This is a genomic window from Paenibacillus sp. alder61 (genome assembly GCF_020179875.1).
Classification (GTDB): domain Bacteria; phylum Bacillota; class Bacilli; order Paenibacillales; family Paenibacillaceae; genus Fontibacillus; species Fontibacillus faecis.
Genome location: NZ_JAIUDG010000015.1, coordinates 20981 through 40236 on the forward strand (window position 1 = coordinate 20981; position 19256 = coordinate 40236).

Annotated in this window: 16 protein-coding genes; 1 reads left to right on the forward strand and 15 read right to left on the reverse strand. The window is 51.6% G+C overall.

The window, feature by feature from the left end:
• Positions 1-44: 44 nt before the first annotated feature.
• On the forward strand, positions 45-1451 hold the full coding sequence (locus LBW89_RS16620) for a serine hydrolase (protein WP_148451955.1): 1407 nt from the start codon (positions 45-47) through the stop codon (positions 1449-1451).
• A 110-nt stretch (positions 1452-1561) separates the two neighbouring features.
• Here the strand turns inward: LBW89_RS16620 and LBW89_RS16625 are convergent, their stop codons facing one another.
• The 15 genes from LBW89_RS16625 to dinG form a co-directional block, all read right to left on the reverse strand.
• A complete protein-coding gene (locus LBW89_RS16625; RefSeq protein WP_148451954.1) occupies positions 1562-2473 on the reverse strand; it encodes an ATP-grasp domain-containing protein in 912 nt (303 codons plus the stop codon).
• A 123-nt stretch (positions 2474-2596) separates the two neighbouring features.
• Complete coding sequence (locus LBW89_RS16630; protein WP_148451953.1) at positions 2597-3868, reverse strand: TolC family protein; 1272 nt, start codon at positions 3866-3868, stop codon at positions 2597-2599.
• 48 nt (positions 3869-3916) lie between these two features.
• Complete coding sequence (locus LBW89_RS16635; protein ID WP_148451952.1) at positions 3917-5164, reverse strand: ABC transporter permease; 1248 nt, start codon at positions 5162-5164, stop codon at positions 3917-3919.
• Complete coding sequence (locus tag LBW89_RS16640) at positions 5161-6483, reverse strand: HlyD family secretion protein (RefSeq protein ID WP_148451951.1); 1323 nt, start codon at positions 6481-6483, stop codon at positions 5161-5163. Before LBW89_RS16640 ends, LBW89_RS16635 begins: the two co-directional genes overlap by 4 nt.
• 35 nt (positions 6484-6518) lie before the next feature.
• Complete coding sequence (locus LBW89_RS16645; protein WP_225039585.1) at positions 6519-7109, reverse strand: TetR/AcrR family transcriptional regulator; 591 nt, start codon at positions 7107-7109, stop codon at positions 6519-6521.
• A gap of 211 nt (positions 7110-7320) precedes the next feature.
• Entirely contained in the window at positions 7321-8007 is a 687-nt protein-coding gene (locus LBW89_RS16650; RefSeq protein WP_148451950.1) for a DnaD domain-containing protein, read from the reverse strand.
• Positions 8008-8028: 21 nt separating this feature from the next.
• Complete coding sequence (gene asnS / locus LBW89_RS16655; protein ID WP_148451949.1) at positions 8029-9324, reverse strand: asparagine--tRNA ligase; 1296 nt, start codon at positions 9322-9324, stop codon at positions 8029-8031.
• A gap of 48 nt (positions 9325-9372) precedes the next feature.
• Complete coding sequence (locus LBW89_RS16660) at positions 9373-10578, reverse strand: acetate/propionate family kinase (protein ID WP_148451948.1); 1206 nt, start codon at positions 10576-10578, stop codon at positions 9373-9375.
• Positions 10575-11447, reverse strand: coding sequence for a 3-hydroxyacyl-CoA dehydrogenase family protein (locus LBW89_RS16665; RefSeq protein WP_148451947.1), 873 nt, complete (start codon positions 11445-11447; stop codon positions 10575-10577). The genes LBW89_RS16660 and LBW89_RS16665 overlap by 4 nt, the downstream gene beginning before the upstream one ends.
• Positions 11448-11584: 137 nt before the next feature.
• Positions 11585-13087 (reverse strand): AAA family ATPase, encoded by a 1503-nt coding sequence (locus LBW89_RS16670; RefSeq protein WP_148451946.1) that lies wholly within the window; start codon positions 13085-13087, stop codon positions 11585-11587.
• Positions 13080-13613 carry a hypothetical protein gene (locus LBW89_RS16675; RefSeq protein ID WP_148451945.1) on the reverse strand — a complete coding sequence of 178 codons (534 nt, stop codon included), beginning with the start codon at positions 13611-13613 and terminating at the stop codon, positions 13080-13082. The genes LBW89_RS16670 and LBW89_RS16675 overlap by 8 nt, the downstream gene beginning before the upstream one ends.
• Before the next feature lie 221 nt (positions 13614-13834).
• Positions 13835-14320 (reverse strand): DUF5590 domain-containing protein, encoded by a 486-nt coding sequence (locus LBW89_RS16680; protein WP_148451944.1) that lies wholly within the window; start codon positions 14318-14320, stop codon positions 13835-13837.
• A 51-nt stretch (positions 14321-14371) separates the two neighbouring features.
• On the reverse strand, positions 14372-15670 hold the full coding sequence (locus LBW89_RS16685; RefSeq protein WP_225039586.1) for an amidohydrolase: 1299 nt from the start codon (positions 15668-15670) through the stop codon (positions 14372-14374).
• Positions 15648-16310, reverse strand: a complete 663-nt coding sequence (locus LBW89_RS16690; protein ID WP_148451942.1) for a redox-sensing transcriptional repressor Rex — start codon at positions 16308-16310, stop codon at positions 15648-15650. Before LBW89_RS16690 ends, LBW89_RS16685 begins: the two co-directional genes overlap by 23 nt.
• Before the next feature lie 35 nt (positions 16311-16345).
• Entirely contained in the window at positions 16346-19204 is a 2859-nt protein-coding gene (dinG, locus tag LBW89_RS16695; RefSeq protein ID WP_148451941.1) for an ATP-dependent DNA helicase DinG, read from the reverse strand.
• Positions 19205-19256: the final 52 nt, after the last annotated feature.

The window sequence follows — 19256 nt, forward strand, 5'->3', positions numbered from 1 at the left end:
TCGACACTCCGCACACCCATTCTAATTACCGGGAGGAAGCCTACATGAACAAAACGTTACAGAGGCGCAAAAAGTTACTGATTACAGCAACTCTCACACTCTCCATGCTGCTGACGATCATCACCCCGGGGGCGGTTCCCGCCGCCTCCGCGGCAGCTGACATAAGTGACTTGAAGAGGTCGGTTCAAGCTCTCATTGATGAAGCGGCGACCAAAGGCATCCGGGTTTCCGTCGGGTTAAAGGATTTGAGCGGCTATTTCGGGAACGAGGAGACGCTCCTCGGGTCCAAGGAAGCCTACAAGCCCGCAAGCACCATCAAGTTGGCACTGGTGGCCGCTTTGATGCAGCAAGTGGACCGGGGCGCCCTCACACTGGAAGATACCGTTACCGTCGAACCCGATGATGTGGTCGGAGGCACCGGCTCGCTTCAGAAGGAGAAATTCCCCCAGGAGGTCAGCTTGGAACGGCTGGCCCGCCTGATGATTACCCAATCCGACAATACGGCGACCAACGTCTTGATCGACGTCGTCGGCCTCAAGCGGGTACAGGAACTGATGGATCAACTAAACCTGGAGGTCATGCATCTCGGCCGGAAAATGTTCGCGGCCGCACCCACGCCGGAGCAGGACAACTTCATTAACGCGGCCGATCTGATAACCTTGCTGGATCGCATTTATAAGCATAGCTTTTTAACGGAGAAATCAAAGGATACGATCATCGGCTGGATGCTCGCCCAGGAAGTCGACACGAAATTCGGGGCCGCCCTCCAAGGCGCGAAAATCGCCCATAAAACCGGCGAAAACGCCAATGTCACGCACGATACCGGCTACTTTCTCGTTCCGGGCCGCGAAATGGCGGTGGCGGTGCTGACGGAGGTGACGACGACCGAAGACTTCGACGAGGCGCAAGCCATCGGCAACCCGGTGGTCCAAGAGATCGCCAAGGCGATCTACGGATTTTTGCAGCAATCCGCGGCCGGCCAACCGCAAATGGCCGTCACCCGTTTCCTCGACGTGCCGGATCATCACTGGGCCAAGGCGGAAATCGAAAAAGCCATATCCTACGGCCTTTTATCCGGGAGCTCGGACACCGAATTCAGTCCTGCCGAGCCTATCACGCGCGCCGATTTCGTTTCGGCCCTGGCCCGCGCGCAAGGCCTTCCGGAAGAGGGCGGGGACACAAACGCGGCCGCGGCCGCGCAGCCGATTACCCGCGCTCAAATGTTCACGCTGTTCATGCAGGCTTACGCAAACAGCCGTTCAAACGGGCTGCCCGCCGCCTCCGCTTTAAACGCGAGCGACGCGGATCAAGTGCCGGCCTGGGCGAAGGATTCGTTTGCCCAGGCACAGCGGCTCGGCTTCTTAAAAGGATACGTCGATGGCAGCCTGCGTCCCGGAATGCCGGCGACACGCGCAGAAGCCGCAAAACTGGTGAGCCTGCTGCTGCCGTAACAAAAACATCCGCAAATCATAGCGAGAAGCCGCGAAAAGCGGGCCGCCCGGGATATTATCCCGGGCGGCCCGCTTTTTTTCATCCATACCTTCGGATCGCAGCATCCGCGTTATTCATCAAAACGGTTCAAGCGAACGCGCAGAAAATTATAAATCTCCTCCGCGATATTCACACTGCAGCAGGATTCGATCCCTTCAAATCCCGGGGAGGAATTCGCTTCGCAGATTTTGTAGTGATCCCCGTCAAACAGCAGATCGATGCCCGCGATATCCAAATTCAGCAGCCGCGCCGTTTCCAACGCCAGCCACTCCATTTCGGGCGTGATCTCATAGGGCTCCACAGTCCCGCCCCGCGAATAATTCGCCTTAAAGCTGTCGTTCCCCGAGCTTCGCTTCATCGCAGCCACGGCCCGCCCTCCGATGGTCAGCACCCGCAAATCCATGCCGCGACTAGATTCGACAAATTCCTGCAGAATCATCGTCGCATTTTCCTTGTAGGCGTTGATCATCTCCAGCAGGTCGATAAATTTGGATTTCGTCTCGGCCAAAAATACGCCGCTTCCCTGGGACCCCGAAATCGTTTTGACCACGACCGGAAACCCAAGGTGTTTCTCCACCAAGTTAACGTCCACTTTGGAACGGATCAGCATCGTCTTAGGAACCGGCAAGTTATGCTCCGCCAAAATCTGCTGGGTAAACAACTTATCCTTGACCGTATCGATGCTTTGCGAGGAATTGAACGTCCGCACGCCGAGCCTCTCGAGATGCCGGATCAAGGCGAGCCCAAAATAGTTCGTTCCCGCTCCCATCCGAGGTAAAACAAAGTCGGGCAGTTGCAATACTTCCCCGTCCACCATCACGCTCTTGCGGTCGTCCCGCGTCACGATCAGTTCAAACTGCTCCGGAGCCAGCACGCGGATTTCGATTCCCTGCCGCTCCGCCTCCTCGACAAGGCGCCGAATCTCATACATTTCCGGCTTTACATCCTGGGGCAAATGCTTGTAAATAATCCAGCCTATCAAACGGCGATCCCCTTTCGGAATTTGCTAGATTTACATATATTTAATCTACCATATCACTTCTAGATATATATGATACGAATGTGTACTTCATGTAAAAAATAGCATTTAAGGCCCCGGTTCATACTAAATGATCAGACCATTCTCCATGGACGATACCTTTTGGGTCAGAGCAAAGTACTTCAACTTAGCCAACTTTTCTTTAGTTTGAGCCTGCGTAAGAGTAAACTTCAGTTTATTCATATCAAAAGCGGAGATAAATCCTTTCTCAAACCGGATATAATTGTTGTTGTAATCCTCCAGAGCATCCTTGCTCTGTTCAGTCGCTGACAACACCTGAAGATACGCGGTTTCCGCTTCGTTATAGACTTGATCGATTTTCTTGGCTTGTTCTACCAACAGTTGTTCCCCTTGCATCTCCTTAATCCGGGTACTTATATCCAAGTAATCCTTCCCGTCCTCACCTGAAGTATTCGTATGAATTTCTTCCCATCTCGCTTGCTCGATATCATTATATTTTATTTTTATATCGTAAGATTTAGCCAGAATCTGGTTCCTTTCTTTTCGCTCGACAGGCTGGGGTTCCGTCAGGGTGACCTCTTCGAGAATCAAGTCCGGCTTGTATTCGATGCCCAAATCAAAACTGAGTTGCACCAAATCGACTTGATAGGCCTTTTCCAAAATTTCCAGTTGCTCCTTTTGCTCGCGAACAGCCCGGGTCGTCTTCACTATGTTTTCTTTAGATCCGCCCCCCGACTTTTCGAGGCTTTGAGCCCTCACTACATCATTCTCAAGCAATTCGATATATTCTTTGGTTGTTTCGATCTGTTCCTTTTTGGACAACAGTGTCACATACTCCGAAGTCATTTGTAATTTCGCAGCCTCTTTAGCTTTATCAGTCTCCACCAGTGTTGTCTTTTTGTTGGTATCCATTTGCTCGATCGCAATTTCCAATTGATTTCGCTGAGAACGTATTAACTTGTTCATCCCTTCAACGATATCCCCCATCCCGTCCATCATTTTGTTGATAACCGTATTCGCCTCAATCGTGGGACCTAGCCAAAGCAATTGCTCAGGATTAGCCGTATTGGGAATGCCGTATTTGGGATCGCTCACGATATCGGCTGGGCTCGTTGGCAGCCTGTAGGAAGATACAGAACCAGGCTCAGGCAGATCTTTCATTTGAGCCTTCAAATCATCCTGCTTGTTATCCAAGGCATTGAATTTCAACTGCAAAAGAGACAAATTATAAGAATTATCGACCGTCATTTTAATAGCGGTCTCCAAATCCAAACGGTCTACCTTTTTCAAATCGGTTAACGGATTATTATCTGCTGAAACCGGACCATTTCCGAGAAATAGCAGCAAAGTTGCAAATACAAGAATCCCTTTTTTCATTAGAATGCTTCCTCTCAACTATATTCGGACTATTCCTAAACATATCATCTAAACAGAAGTAGTTGTGGATGGCGCAGCACTGAACGACTGTGTAGTAAGCGGAGCTGCATGGTCAGCCATGTCCGTTTGTTGCCCTTCATCCAGTTTGCGAAAGGAGATAAACCGGGAATAAAGCAGTGCTGTCAACAAGGTGATTAATCCGATTACAGCAGTGGCAACACAATTGTTCAAAATGTGATGGGTTGGCAATCCCTTTAACATAACTGTCCGCAATGAATCGAGAAAATATGTTAACGGCAATCCATGCGCTATGAATGCCAGGAATTTAGGCATGGCTTCCAACGGCCAAGAATGACCCGATAAAGAAAACGACGGGAGGGCGACCAGCATCGAAACCTGCAGGGCCACAATTTTGTTAGGAGCGACCAGGCTGAGAAAATAACCAATGGAACTCACCGTGAAAGAGAACACGACCCCCGCCAACAGGATAGACCATACCGATCCATGGAATGACAACTTAAACACCGATGTAAGGATGGACAATACTACAAAGACATTTAGTACACTGACAATAAAGTATGGAAACATCTTCACAAACGCTATCTTCCAAGGACTTCTTTTCCATACGGCAAATCTGTCCCAAGTTTGATCTTCTTTTTCCCTCGCCACGGACATCCCGACGGCCATGAATATCACCTGCTGTAACGTCGTGGCCGCCATCCCGATCACCAGAAAATCCTCATAATCAAACGTTGGATTGTACAAAGTCCGGGCGCTAAATGGAATGTTTGATAAAGTCGTGCTGATCTGCTCATCCTGAAGCCCCTGTTGCTGCAATTTTTTCGAGGAGGCCCCAAAACTGTAGGTAGCGATAACTTCATTGGCCCCTTTAATCACGGAGTTTGTGATCATCAGGTTCGTCCCGTCAACAAAGGTAATGACCGGTGTTACCGTTCCATGCTTCAATTTGGCTTCTAAATCATAAGGGATAACGACGGCAGCTCTAGCCTTTCCATTGTCGATAGCTTCCCTTACTTCCTTATTCGAATAAACTTCCCCGACGATTTTAATCGATTGATGCGCATCCATCGCCTGGATGATTTCCTGGCTTAACTCACTGTGATCCTCATCATAAACGATAGTAGGAATTTCCGTTACGGCACGCTGATTATATAGAGATGCAAAGAAAAACGTATAAAAAATTGGCCCGATAAGGAGAATTACAAAAATAACCCGATCTCGCAGGATTTTCTTCCATTCATCATACAGGGCGCTTCCTACTGTAATGTTGTTCACTTGACTTCACCTGCTTTTTCTCCTTGGGACGTTCCGTTTTCCTTGCCGTACCATTCTACTGTCATACCGACCGGGACGCTTGAAGGCAAATCCATCAACTGCACTTTGACACCAAAAGAACGAATATCGAAGTCGCCCGTATTCTGAGTTGCCTTCTGCGAAGCGAATGTGGCCGCTTGGGCAACGGAAACCACTTTGCCTTTAATCATTTTACCGCTTGACACCAACTTGACCTTTACAATGTTTCCCTTTTCGATTCCCACCATTTCTGTTTCCGGCAAATAAAATTTAGCGGTTTTGATGCTATTGGTTTCCTGCAGCGTAAATACCGGAAAACCAGAGCCCACAATTTCGCCCAGTTGTGCGGATTGTGATACGATATACCCGTCCGCCGGGGCAAACAATTTAGTATAGCTCAGATACGTCTTCGCTTCGGCCAAAGCGGCAGATGCTTGTTGTTTGCCCGACTGTGCCGTCTGTAACGCCGCTTCAGCTTGTTGAACCATCGCATCCGCCGCATCCACATCCTGTTCTTTGATGGCCACCTGTGCCTTGTTTGCCTTTGCCAAACCTAAAGCGGCCTGCGCTTGGTGAAGTGCTGCCTCGGCCGCTTTGATCTCTTCTGTACGCGCGCCTTCCTTAGCCAATGCAAGCTGTTCGACGGCAGCGTTATAAGAAGCTTCCGCTTGTACATTTGCTACTTTAGCTTTATCCAGATCAGCCTGACTAACCAATCCCTGCGCATAGAGGTCTTCTGTACGAGTCAAAGTATCTTTCGCCACTTCCAAAGCTTTGTTTGTTGCGTCCACCTGAATTTGAGCCTGATTGATTTCTTGCGGCCGAGCTCCCGCTTTTAGCGCATCCACCTTAGCTTGAGCCGCTGCAACGACGGCCTCGGCTTGCTCGATTTGCTTATCAATGGTATCTGACGTGAGCGAAACCGCACCTTTCCCTTGTTGCTTCTTGGTCTTGGCTGCATTGATGGAAGCTTGAGCCTGCCCGATTTGCCCTTCAGTCACTGCCACAGCAGCCTTAGCTTGAGCAACCTTGGCATTAATTTCCTCGCTTTCGATATAAGCGAGCACGTCCCCTTTTTTAACCTGGTCGCCTTCTTCGACCAAAATTTGCTTAATACGTCCACCTACTTTAAAGCTAACACTGGATTGATCAGCCGCTATAAAAGCGGTAGGGCGGTTAACCTGCTCGCTGCCCATTGTAATTTGATTTGAACTTACTATCCAAATACCAGTCGCGATCAACGCACAAATAACTACATAAATCGACGCCTTAGCAATCCATGATAAATTAATTTTTCCCATATTCGTTCTCTCCCGCATCCGCATTATATTTCTCTTTATTTACGATTCTTTACCGAAAGTCCTCCAGCCAGAAAAACCTCAACGAATTCCTTTATCTGTTCTTTAGTTAAAGGTTCATTATTTTGGTTCCAATCCACAGTCAAGGCTATGTATAGCTTCAGCATCACAAATGAGACGATTTTCGGATCGAAAGACTGGATTTCCCCATTTTGGCCGGCGATCGCAATCTGTTTCTCCAAGTAGCCTAAAATTGCACTCTCTACTTTATCCAATCCTTCTTTAGCTTGCTGTGTCCCAAAACTACGGACCTCTTGGAACAATTTTGCCAGAAGTTCATGCTTGCTTCTGTATTCCAATAGGGCATCCATGCTTTGGTACAAGTTCTCAAAAAACGGCTTATCCTCTCTAACTGTTCGATCGACAATGAGCTTCATCTCCGCAATAATCGAACTGAGAATTTCATCAAAAAGTTCTTCTTTATTCGAAAAAAAAGTGTAGATAGTTCCTTTGGCCACATTTGCAATTTTGGCTACCTGGTCCATAGTCGTTGCTTTATAGCCAAATAGTGAAAATGACCGTTCGGCCGCCTCCACTACCCAGTCACGACGATTTACTGCTTCCGCCAAAAAATACCCCTCCTTACAAGAAAATGGACTTACTGACCACTTTGTAATTTTGGTCATTTGGTCATTGACTATAATACCACTTCCTTCATTGGATGACAATTCCTTATCGAAATTTTTTTATTTTATTTTTTAAGAGATCAATCTGACATAAAAAAACCTTATTCCGGTTCGTCACCAGAATAAGGTTTTCGATCTTGAAACATTCGTTATATTACCGTCCGCCCGCCCGGAATCGCTGCGTATACGCCTTCGCATCCGCCGCCGTTTTTACGCGGTTGCGGCTCCATTCCAGCAGGATGCGGTCGATATAGCGGAAATGGACTTTTCCGGCAAACACCGCTTCCTTCAATGCCAGCAGGATCAATTCCTCCGCGTAGCCGTCCTGATCCACCCAACCGGAAATGGTCTCGCATTCCATCGGAGACAAAGGACGGGCGAACTCTTTCTCAAAAATGACAAAGAGATTCCGCTCCTGCTCCTCTTTCGCGGCTTCCGGCAAAATGCGTTCTTGGGCTTGCTGTTTGGCCGCTGCGGCCCGCAGCTGCGCCAGATGCATCCCCAACTTCTCGTACATGCCGGCCAGGTTATAACACTCCGAGCGAATACCGGTCGCGGTCTCTTCCTCTTCATCAATGCTGAGCCAACCGTCCTTCAGCAGCTTGCGGATCATTTGGGACAGCTCATCCGGAGCGATCCCCATCCGCCGTTCCAATTGATCCAGGGTCGGAAAATCGTTGCGCTCCTGTTTAAAGGCGAGCAGCTGGAGAAGCAGCATGACCTCTTTGTCGGACAAGCGCAGATCCCGGTAATGCGCCAGCAGCGCATGCGGAACATTCACCGTCCCGGATTCCAGGCCGAACGATATTCCTCTGGCCCATATTTTCCAGCTATCGGTCATCCCTTCTAGTTCTCACCCTTCTTATGGATAAAGGCGGTACAGCATACGAGGGAACGGAATCGTCTCCCGAACATGATCCAGTCCGCAAATCCAGGCTACCGTCCGCTCCAGCCCCAATCCGAAGCCGGAGTGAGGGACGGAACCGTATTTTCTCAAATCGAGATACCATTGATAGGTTTCCTCGGAAAGATGATGCTCCTTAAACCGGGCTAACATCAGCTCCGGGTCGTCGATCCGCTGCGAACCGCCGATGATTTCCCCGTAGCCCTCCGGCGCGATCATATCGGCGCACAGCACTACTTCCGGACGATTCGGGTCCGGTTTCATATAGAACGCCTTAATTCCTGCGGGATAATGCGTAATGAAGACCGGTTTGTCGTAACGTTCGGCGATCGCCGTTTCGTGCGGCGCTCCAAAATCTTCGCCCCAAGGGATGTCAAAGCCCTGGGTGTGCAAAAACTCAATCGCGTCATCGTACGTAATTCGCGGGAAAGGTGCCTGGATGTTCTCCAGCTTGGAGACATCCCGTCCCACCGCTTCCAGCTCGGCCCGACAATTCGCGAGGACCGATTGTACGACATGGGTAATGAATTGCTCCTGAACCTTCAAGCTCTCTTCATGATCCGTGAACGCCATCTCCGGCTCGATCATCCAGAACTCGATCAGGTGACGGCGCGTTTTGGATTTCTCCGCCCGGAAGGTCGGGCCAAAGGAATAAACCTTGCCCAGCGCCATCGCGGCGGCTTCCATATACAATTGGCCGCTTTGGGTCAGGTAGGCGTCTTCCTCGAAATATTTCGTATGGAATAAATTCGTCGTTCCTTCCGCACTGGTCGGGGTCAAAATCGGGGGATCCACCAGCGTAAACCCGTTTTTGTCAAAGAACTCCTGAACCGCACGGATAATTTCCGCACGGATCACCATAATGGCGCGCTGTTTCGTCGAACGCAGCCAGAGATGACGATGGTCCATCAGGAAATCTACGCCATGCTCTTTCGGTGTAATCGGGTAGTTCTCGGTCAAATGGATGATCTCCAAATCCGTTACCGTCATCTCATAACCGGATTGACTGCGCGGCTCCTCACGGATCACGCCGGTCACATACATCGAGGATTCTTGGGTCAGGCTCTTGGCATGGTTCCAGGTTTCCTCCGACACCTCACTCTTTACGACAACCGCTTGAATATAGCCGGTTCCGTCCCGAAGCTGCAAAAACTGGATTTTTCCGCTCGAACGTTTGTTGTTCAGCCAGCTTCCGATGACGACGGTCTCGCCGACATGCTCTTTCACCTGACGGATCACTGTTTTGATCGCCATGCTCTAATCTCCTCCAACACACCAGATAATAAAACGCTCTACCCCAGATTACTTCATTTCATTGACGATACGCAACGTATCGCGGGCGATCACGAGCTCTTCGTTCGTCGGTACGACAAGTACCTCGACCTTGGAGTTCGGCGTCGAAATCCGGCGAGGATCACCCGAACGGACCTGGTTCAACGCTTTGTCGATTTCCACGCCGAGATAGGTCAGGTTCTCGCATACTTTCTCGCGTACGACCGCGGAGTTCTCGCCGACACCCGCCGTGAAGACGATCACGTCGACCCCGTTCATGGCCGCCGCATACGAACCGATGTATTTGCGCAGACGGTATTCGTACATTTCAAAAGCCAGCGTAGCGTTCGGCTCGCCCGCCGCCATACCGTCCGTAATATCGCGCATATCGCTGCTTGCTCCGGAAATCGCCAGCAGCCCGCTATGTTTGTTGAGCATGGAGTTTACTTCATTAATGGTCAACTCTTCTTTGTTCATGACAAAAGGGACGATCGCTGGATCAAGGTCACCGCTGCGCGTACCCATAATCAAACCTTCCAGCGGGGTCATCCCCATGGACGTATCCACGGAAACACCGTCCTTGACGGCTGTCAAACTCGCGCCATTCCCGATGTGGCAGGTAATGATTTTCAAATCTTCGATCGGACGGTTCAAGAACTCGGCCGCCGCCTTGCTTACATAAGCGTGCGACGTCCCGTGGAACCCGTACCGGCGCACTTTATGTTTCTTGTAAAGCACCTTCGGAATCGCATAAAGATAAGCTTTCTCCGGCATCGTTTGGTGGAAAGCCGTATCGAATACGACGGTGTGCGGTACATTCGGCAAGTTGGCTTCAGCCGCCGTGATCCCCATCATGCTTGGCGGATTGTGCAGCGGAGCCAGGTCGAACAGCCGGCGGATTTCCGATTTGACTTCACCGGTAATCAGCGCGGAACTCTTGAACGCTTCCCCACCATGAACGACGCGATGGCCGACGGCATCGATTTCGTCGATCGACTCCAGCACGCCGTGTACTTTATCGGTCAGTTTATCCAATACTTTGCGAATCGCCGTCGTATGCTCCAGAATATCGCTGACTTCGGTTACTTCTTCTTTGCCCGTCGGTTTATGCGTCAGAATCGAGGAGTCCATCCCGATCCGTTCCACAAGCCCCTTGGCCATCACGGATTCGTCCGTCATATCGTACAGCTGATATTTCAACGAGGAGCTTCCCGCGTTAATAACTAGAATTTTCATATCCGGTCACCATCCTTGTCGTATTTGAAAAAGCCTTCGCCCGTCTTCACACCGAGTGAGCCCGCGCGAACCATTTTTTTCAGCACAAACGAAGGGCGGTATTTCAGTTCTCCGAACTCGCGGAACATCCGCTCCAGAGCGGCAAGGACGGAATCGAGACCGAAACGGTCGGCCATTTCGAGCGGACCATATTGGAACTGGTACCCGATGCGCATCGAGTCATCGATGTCCTCGGCGGTGGCCACGCCTTCACCAAGCACATGCAGCGCTTCGTTGATCATCAGGCAGATAATCCGGGAAGTCACAAAGCCCGGGGATTCGTATACCATAATTCCGCGCTTATCGACAACTTCCTCCACAAACCGCTTTGTTTCTTCAAACGTGGAATCCGAAGTTTTCAAGCCGCGGATAATTTCCACCAGGTTGATTTTGGCTACGGGATAAATAAAGTGCATGCCGATCACGCGCTCCGGATACATCGTCGAACCGGCGATTTCCGTCAAGCTGAGCGTCGATGTGTTGCTGGCCAGAATAATATTGCTTGGACAAACTTGATCGAGCTGTTTGAATACCTCCCGCTTGGCATTCAAATCCTCCGAAATGGTCTCGATGACCATATCGCAGGTACCGAGTTCGGCAAAATGAGTCACCTTATGAATTTTGGATAAGATCAGCTTCTTCTCCGCCTTGGTAATCGCCCATTTCTCAAGCTGCTTGTCCAGGCTCGTTTCGATCATGCTGTACGCATGGTTTAATTTCTCCGTCGTTTCTTCCACGAGTAGCACATCCAGACCCTTGGCCGCCAGCATTTCGCTGATGCCTTGGCCCATCGTGCCGCCACCAATGACACCTATTCTTTTGAAGTTCATGGTTCTCTCGCTCCATCCTTTCATGGTCTCTCCATAATATTGTACCCCTGATGTCGAATAATACATCATTTTATACCCAACATATAATAATATCTTAGCACGAGCAAAAAGTAAAAAAAAATAACCGGCATGATAAATCATGCCGGTAAATTGAAGCTGTCACGAAATTGACAACGGAACTGATCGCCGGAAAGGCGCTCTTCTTTGAGCAAAATTTCCAGGGAGCGGTCGAACACGGCCGCATGGTCGATCAAAATCTGTTTGGTCCGAGCCGCAAGCTCGTCCAGAATTTTGGCGTTTTCCTTCATGAGAACCTCTTTGGTCACCATGTCCATATTTATGATGCCGAGCGAGGTCAACCCGGACGTCATCATCGTCTGAACCAGGTTCAGCGCCTGTTCGAAGTCGTTGCTGGAACCGGTACTGCGTCCGCCGTAGTAAATTTCCTCCGCCGCTGCCCCCGCGAGCGCGATGATAATCTGCCCCTCAATATACGGCTTGGTGTACAGGTACTTTTCCTCCTGGGGATTATGCCGCACGTATCCCAAGGCCCTGCCGCGCGGACTAAGCGCAACCTGGTTGACGCTTCCCGGAGCGACGACCTCCGCGGCGACCGCATGGCCAAGCTCATGGACGGCTACGCGCCGTTTCTCTTCTTCGGTCGATTGACGGTCGGTCTTTTCGCCCATCATCACTTTATCGATCGCCATCGAAAGATGGCTCTGCTTGATTTCCTCCAATTGATCGCGCATCGCGTAAATCGCCGCTTCGTTCATCACGCTCTCCAGCTGTGCCCCGGAGAAGCCGTAGGATTCCTCCGCGACCTTATCCAGATTCACTTCCGGCGCCAGCGGTTTGTTCTTCGCGTGGATTTCGAGTATATGACGACGGCCCTTCTTGTCCGGCAGATCGACCTGGATATGGCGGTCAAAGCGTCCCGGACGCAGCAGCGCACTGTCCAGCATCTCTTTGCGGTTCGTGGCGGCGATCAACAAAATCCGCGGCGTGTCGGACGTGTAAATGCCGTCCATTTCCGTCAGCAGCTGGTTCAGCGTTTGATCATACTCCCGCTGCTGGCCGCCTTCGCGTTTGCCGCCGATCACATCGATTTCATCGATAAAGATGACGGCATTCTCCTTGTTTTCCTTCGCCGCGCGCGTGCGGGCGTCCTTGAACAAGTCGCGGATCCGGCTGGCCCCCACGCCTACATACATCTCCACAAATTCACTGCCCGATGCCGCGACAAACACGGCGTTCGTGTACTGGGCCGCCGCTTTCGCCATCAGCGTTTTCCCCGTCCCCGGAGGGCCGGTCAGCAGAATCCCTTTCAGCGGGCGGATGCCGAACTTCTTGATCTCTTCATGACGCACCATAAAGTCGAGGGCTTCACGAAGCTCCTGCTTGGCACTGTCTTGGCCGCCGATTTCTTCAAATGTCAAACCGGGCGACGCCACCTTCTTCCGCTTGCGTTCCTGGGAAGCGGTGGCGACGATTCCGCCGCGCATTTTAACGGCTGTCAGCAGCGCACCGACCATCACGAGGCCGACGAGCAGCGGAATGACATTAAAACCGACAAAAGCTAAAAATATGAGCAGGACGGGAACGAACCCAACCGCAACTTCGATCATCCATTTACGCATTAGGCCACACCCCCAAAGTTTGCGGTACGCGAGGCAAGATGACAAACTTGCTCGCCTGACCATCCGTCAGTGTAATGTACACGTTGTTCTCGTCCATTTCCGCTTTGGCCGAAACGCCTTTAACCTGCTTTTGCAGTTCATCCAGTGTAGTCGTTATATCGGTGTACTCCTTCTTTTCCATAGCTTGGGCAATCGGGAACAAAGCCTTGTCCCACAAATCGTTCAGCTTCTCGGAGGCTTTGTCTTCCACGACCACCTTCACCTCGCGGCTCCCGATCCACTTGCCGCCCTCCCGCTCAATTTGCTGAACGAGGCTCCCCAAATCCGTCCCGGGTTCCAAATCGAGTTTCAACTCCACCTGTTTTGGGGTAATATTCGTTTGTACACTTCTTACACCTTCCATAGCGTTGACTTTATGTTCAAACGGGCTCTCCACAGCCCAATGTCGATATGCAAACCATCCTCCGAACAACAACAGTGCGGATACGGCCACACTAGCCACAATCGGTCCAACACGCAATTTCACGTTGATGTCCTCCTTGGTGTACAAAAATATAAATGAATAGTATATCAGTGAATAGTAGACGAGTATGCAAAATAAACTTACAAAGATGAGTATATCACATCGTATATACGATTTCGAATCAAGTTGTGAATTTATTTTAAATTTTATCAAAAAAACAGCCCCGAAGGACTGCTTTTTGGCAAAAACACAAATTTATTCATCCGTTCAATCGAAATAATATGTTACCGGTTGGGCAAAGTAAACACTTCTTCCAACGGCTCTCCATCGCTGAAACGGAAGAACCGGTAATAATGATGAGCTTTCTCTTTGTAAAAGAGCTGCCATACATATTGGTCGTTGTAAATGCCCGGCATCAGTCGTACAGGGGTGATCCCGGGAAATTTGTCTTTAATGATTTTCCGGATCTGACTTTCCGATACGCCCTCGTCCATGGGTTTCACTTCCGGAGTCCCCTTTTCCGGCAGCCAGACCATCACTTCCCGGCCGTTTTCGTCCTTCCCCTGCACGACCCAGCATACCTGATCCCAGACGGATTTCCACACCTCATCGGCCTCCGTCAGCCCAGTTTCTTGCATCGCCCGCTGAATCGCTTGCTTCTCTCCCCGCCATAAATCCTGCTCAACAAAAAGATAGTAGCGGTGAAGCCCGATGAGGACGAGCCCCAGTATCAGAAGGGAGAGCAAGATCCATTTGGTTCTGTTTCTCAACCTTCTCTTCCTTTCCCCGATCGGCGTAGTATCAACATCCTATAGATCGTCTTATCGGCCGAGAAGGCGCTCAAACGCTGCTTGGGCTTCAAACCTTACTTTCTCCTCGTCGAGCGTGAGACAAGCGCCATGTTTGACCACTTGCTTGCCGTTCACCCAAACATGCTCCACATCTTTCGGCCCTGCCGAATACACGATATGGGAAATATAGTCCGTACGAGGCAGAAAATGCGCCTGTTCCGTGTTCAGGGCGATAAAATCCGCCTTCATGCCGGCAGCGAGTCGACCCGTATCCTGGAGAAATAACGACTTCGCCCCGTATTCCGTCCCCATGCGCAGCGCCTCAGCCGCCGGAACTGCCGTCGGGTCTCCCGATACGCCTTTATGAATCAGTGCCGCCAGACGAATTTCCTCGAACATATCGAGGTTATTGTTGCTGGCAGGTCCATCCGTACCCAGCGATACGGTAACCCCGGCCTTGAGCAGCTCGGGAACGCGGGCCACGCCGCTAGCCAGCTTCAGGTTGCTTCCGGGATTATGAGATATCGCGACCCGGTGCTCGGCCAAAACGCCGATTTCCTCGTCCGTCAAGTGGACGGCATGGGCCAGCAGCGTCGGCCGGCTGAACATGCCGAGATTCAGCAGGTGCTGAACCGGGCGGACGCCGTAGTCGGCCACATTTTGCTCCACCTCGGCTCTCGTCTCCGACATGTGCGTGTGCATCGGCAAATCGAGATCATGCGCCGCTTGCACAATTTTTTCAATGTAATCCGGAGGACAAGTATATGGAGAATGCGGCGAAATCATCGTGGTGATTCTCCCGTCGGCCTTGCCGTGCCACTCGCGCGCAAAATTGACCGCCTCGTTCAGCTTGCTTTGCTGCACTTCAGGCGGGCAGAGCCCGATGACACCGCGCGTTAGAACGGCGCGGATTCCCGATTTTTCGACCACGGCAGCCGCCTGGTCCATATGGTCGTACATATCCAAAAAGGTGGTGGTCCCGCCTTTCAACATCTCCAGCACGGACAACGCCGTTCCCCAATAAACATCCTCGCCGGTAAATTTCGCTTCCATCGGCCACATCTTCTCCTGCAGCCACTCCTGAAGCACCATGTCGTCGCCGTAGCCGCGCAAAAGCGACATCGCCGCGTGACCGTGCGTATTAATCAAGCCGGGGAGAAACAACAGGCCCTTGCCGTCAAACGTCTCGGCCCCTTCCACGCCCTGCGGCCGCTCCGTTCCGACATATGTGATCCGGTCTCCTTCGACCAGCATATAGCCCCGAATGACAGGGGTCTTCTGATCCTGCACCGCAAAGGTCCCGTCTTTAATCAGCCATTTTCGCGTCATGTTCCGTATGTTCCTTTCCAGCATCCAGATAATAGGCCAAACTCATCAAATCGGTTGTGAAATCCGCCGCATGAACGCGCACTTCGGAGGGTACCTTTAAGATGGTCGGCGCGAAATTCAGAATCGCTCCGATTCCCGCAGCCACCAATTGATCGGCAACCCGCTGCGCCTCCACATCGGGAACGGTGATGATCCCGATTCGGATGTTGTTGCTTCGGACCGTATCGACCAACTCGTCGATCGGCTGAATCGTAATATTGTTGATCTGCGTCCCGATCTTGTGAGGGGATGCGTCAAAAACCGCCACAATCTTCATATTATCTTTCAAGTACGCGTTATAATTCGACAACGCTTGGCCCAGGTTACCGGCCCCGATTAAAGCGACGTTAATCTGCTGATCCAAATTCAGAATTTGACGGATTTTCTCGATCAGATACGATACGTCGTAGCCGATCCCTTTGCGGCCGAAATCGCCGAAATAAGCCAGGTCTTTGCGGATTTGAGCCGGATTCAGATCCAGCTTCTGCCCAAGCTCCTGCGAGGATACCGTCGGCACCTCCCGGCGGCTGAGTTCATTGAGAAAACGCAGGTACACCGGCAGGCGGCGAACCACCGCATCCGAGATTTTTTCCGATTTCATCAAATTTCCCCCTACGTACACGATTTGAGGAACACTTAAGATTCCCCGGCGTTGAGCCATTCCGAAATCCGCGGCACCATCTGCTCCAGCGGCATATGCTCCATTTTCGGTCCGGGCAAAGAATATAAAAAGTATTTACCGTAATAAGATTCCAAGATCCGAGTATCATAAACCACCACGATCCCGCGATCCTGCGAAGAGCGGACCAATCTGCCGAAACCTTGTTTAAAACGGATGACGGCCTGGGGAACGGATAGCTTCATGAACGGGTTCTTCTTCTCTTGCTGCAGCCGCTCGCTCTTGGCTTCCACCAGCGGATGGTTCGGCGGTTGGAACGGCAGCCGGACGATGGCTAGACTCGTTAAAGCCTCCCCGGGTATATCGACGCCTTCCCAGAAACTGCTCGTGCCGAGCAAAACCGAAGCGTGCTGCCCTTGGAACCTGCGGGTCAGCTTCGTCCGGCTCCCGCTGTCCATCCCTTGCCCGATCACGGTGATGCCCCGCTCGGAAAGCAATTCCTTCAGCGGGTCATACACCTGCCGCAGCATTCGGTAGGACGTAAACAGAACCAGCATCCTGCCATGGGTGGCGGTCGCCGTATCGGCCAGGGACCGAACGAGCGTGGAAACAAAATAGTCGTCTCCGACGCTGCCTTTCACACTTGGAAAATCCCGCGGAATGACCAGCAGCGCCTGCTCCCTGTAATTGAACGGGGACGGGAGCATGGCGGTATTGAGCCGATCCTGCTCCGCCGCTTCGGCAAGCCCCAATTGATCGATCATATACTGGAAAGACTTGTCGACCGAGAGGGTCGCCGAGGTCATCACTACACTCTTCTTCTTGTTGAAGAAAAATTCCTTCAATTGGGCGCTCACATCGATCGGCACCGCAAAAATTTGCAGCGATTTGCTGCGGTAATTCCCGTTGCCTTCGATCCAGTAGACGGTATTCGCGTCTTCCAGCTTGATAAAGAAGCGGAGCGCCTCCCGCTCGGTGGCAAGGTCCTTCAATAAGCCGCCGATATCGGTGATCAGGCTGTCATAGCCGAAGTCATGCTCATCGTCCTTCAACTCGCCGATCAGCCTTTCCGCTTTGCGGATCACGTCGCCCAGAGCGACATAAATCTGGTTCTCCAGCTCAGCCAGCGTATCCCATTGCTTCGGTCTCTTCTGGGGCAGCAGGCGCAGCACGAATTGCCCCGGATCTCCAGGCGCCGCGTCGCTGCGTTCCGGCATTAGGCTGAACATCTGATCCGCCAGGCGGTCCCAGACTTCCTTCACATCGACCAGGGTCGGATACAGCCCGTCGATGACGGAGCACCACTCGCCCGACTTTTCGCTTCCCGACTGATCCAACATCATGCGCAAATTCGGGAATTGCCCGGTCTTGCTGTCCTTGAATAACCGGGTGAGCGTGTGAACAACGGTGAAATACTTCATCTGGAGCCCCAGGTGTTTCCCGGCGACTTCCTCCAAATGATGGGCTTCATCGATGACCAACCGTTCGTAACCCGGAAGCAGCTGGTGTCCGGCCTGAATATCGGTAAACAGTTTGGAATGGTTGGTGATGACGACGTCCGCTACGCCGGCTTCATGCTTCGCTTTGTGATAATAGCACTTGCGAAACCATGGACAGGATCGGCCGAGGCAGGAGTCCGACTCGCTCGCCACGGTTTCCCAGAAATCTCCTCCACGGTTTCCGAGGTTCAGCTCCTCGTCGTCGCCCGTCTCGGTTTGCGCCAACCACACGATCATCTGGGCGGCGGTGATGATTTCTTCTTTAGGTGAAGCAAAGTCTCTTCTATTAATTTTATGTTCAAATTTGCGCAAACACAAATAGTGCTGTCGCCCTTTGAACACGGCGGCCCGGAATGGGAACGGAACCGCTTCGGTAAGCAGGGGAACATCCCTTTCCCTCAGCTGCTCCTGCAGATTGATCGTGTGCGTGCTGACCATCACCTTCTCATCCTGCTTTACACTGTGATAAATGGCCGGCAAAAGGTACCCCAGCGACTTTCCCGTCCCTGTCCCGGCTTCGATCAGCAGATGCTTGTCCTCGGCAAACGCCTTGCTGACTTCGGACAGCATCATATTCTGCGCTTCGCGTTCCTCGTAGTCCGGCAGCTTCGTCTTGAGGCGGTCCCGGACCTGTTCCATAAACTGCTCGAATGAAACGTCCTTGAGCGGGTTGTGAACCAGATCACTTCTGGCCGGTTCGATATCCATCCAGTCGTCGACCTGCAGCGCAAACTGGCGGTAATACACGAAGCCGTCCGGACTCGCTTCCCCCTCCCGTTCCTTCTCCTGCAGCATGGCGTCGAAGAACCAGCCGAGATCGCTGTCCTCGCCGGCGAACAGGTCCGCCAGACGCTGCACCACGATTAGCGGCAGTTCCTTGAGCTCGTCCAGGCATTTCAGGAAGATCAGAGCCGTCGCCAAGGCGTCGCTGTCGGCCTGATGCGGGCGTTCATGCTCCACGCCGAACTCGGCGGCCACCATCCCCAATTGATAGGTGGTCAGGGAAGGAAAAAAGATTTTCAAGAAATCCATCGTATCGAGAATCCGCCCCGTAAACGGTAAATATCCCGTTTTATCGAGCGCGCTCTGCAAATAATTAAAATCAAAAGCGACGTTATGCCCGACGAGCACGGTATCGCTCAAAAGAGGAACCAGGTCCACCATGACTTCATCCAGTTCCGGCGCGTCTTGGACATCCTCTTCCGTAATCCCCGTCAGGTTCGTAATGAACGGGGGGATCGGAATCCCCGGCTTTACGAAGGAACGATAAACTTGGGAAATATTCTGTTCTTCATCTATAATGGCAAGCCCTACTTGAATAATTTCATCAGAGGACTGGTTTCCTGTCGTTTCAAAATCGAGTACGGCATATTTCATTGATTCCTAAGTCCCTTTCGTTCCAGTCTCTTTTACAGCATAACAGAAGTGG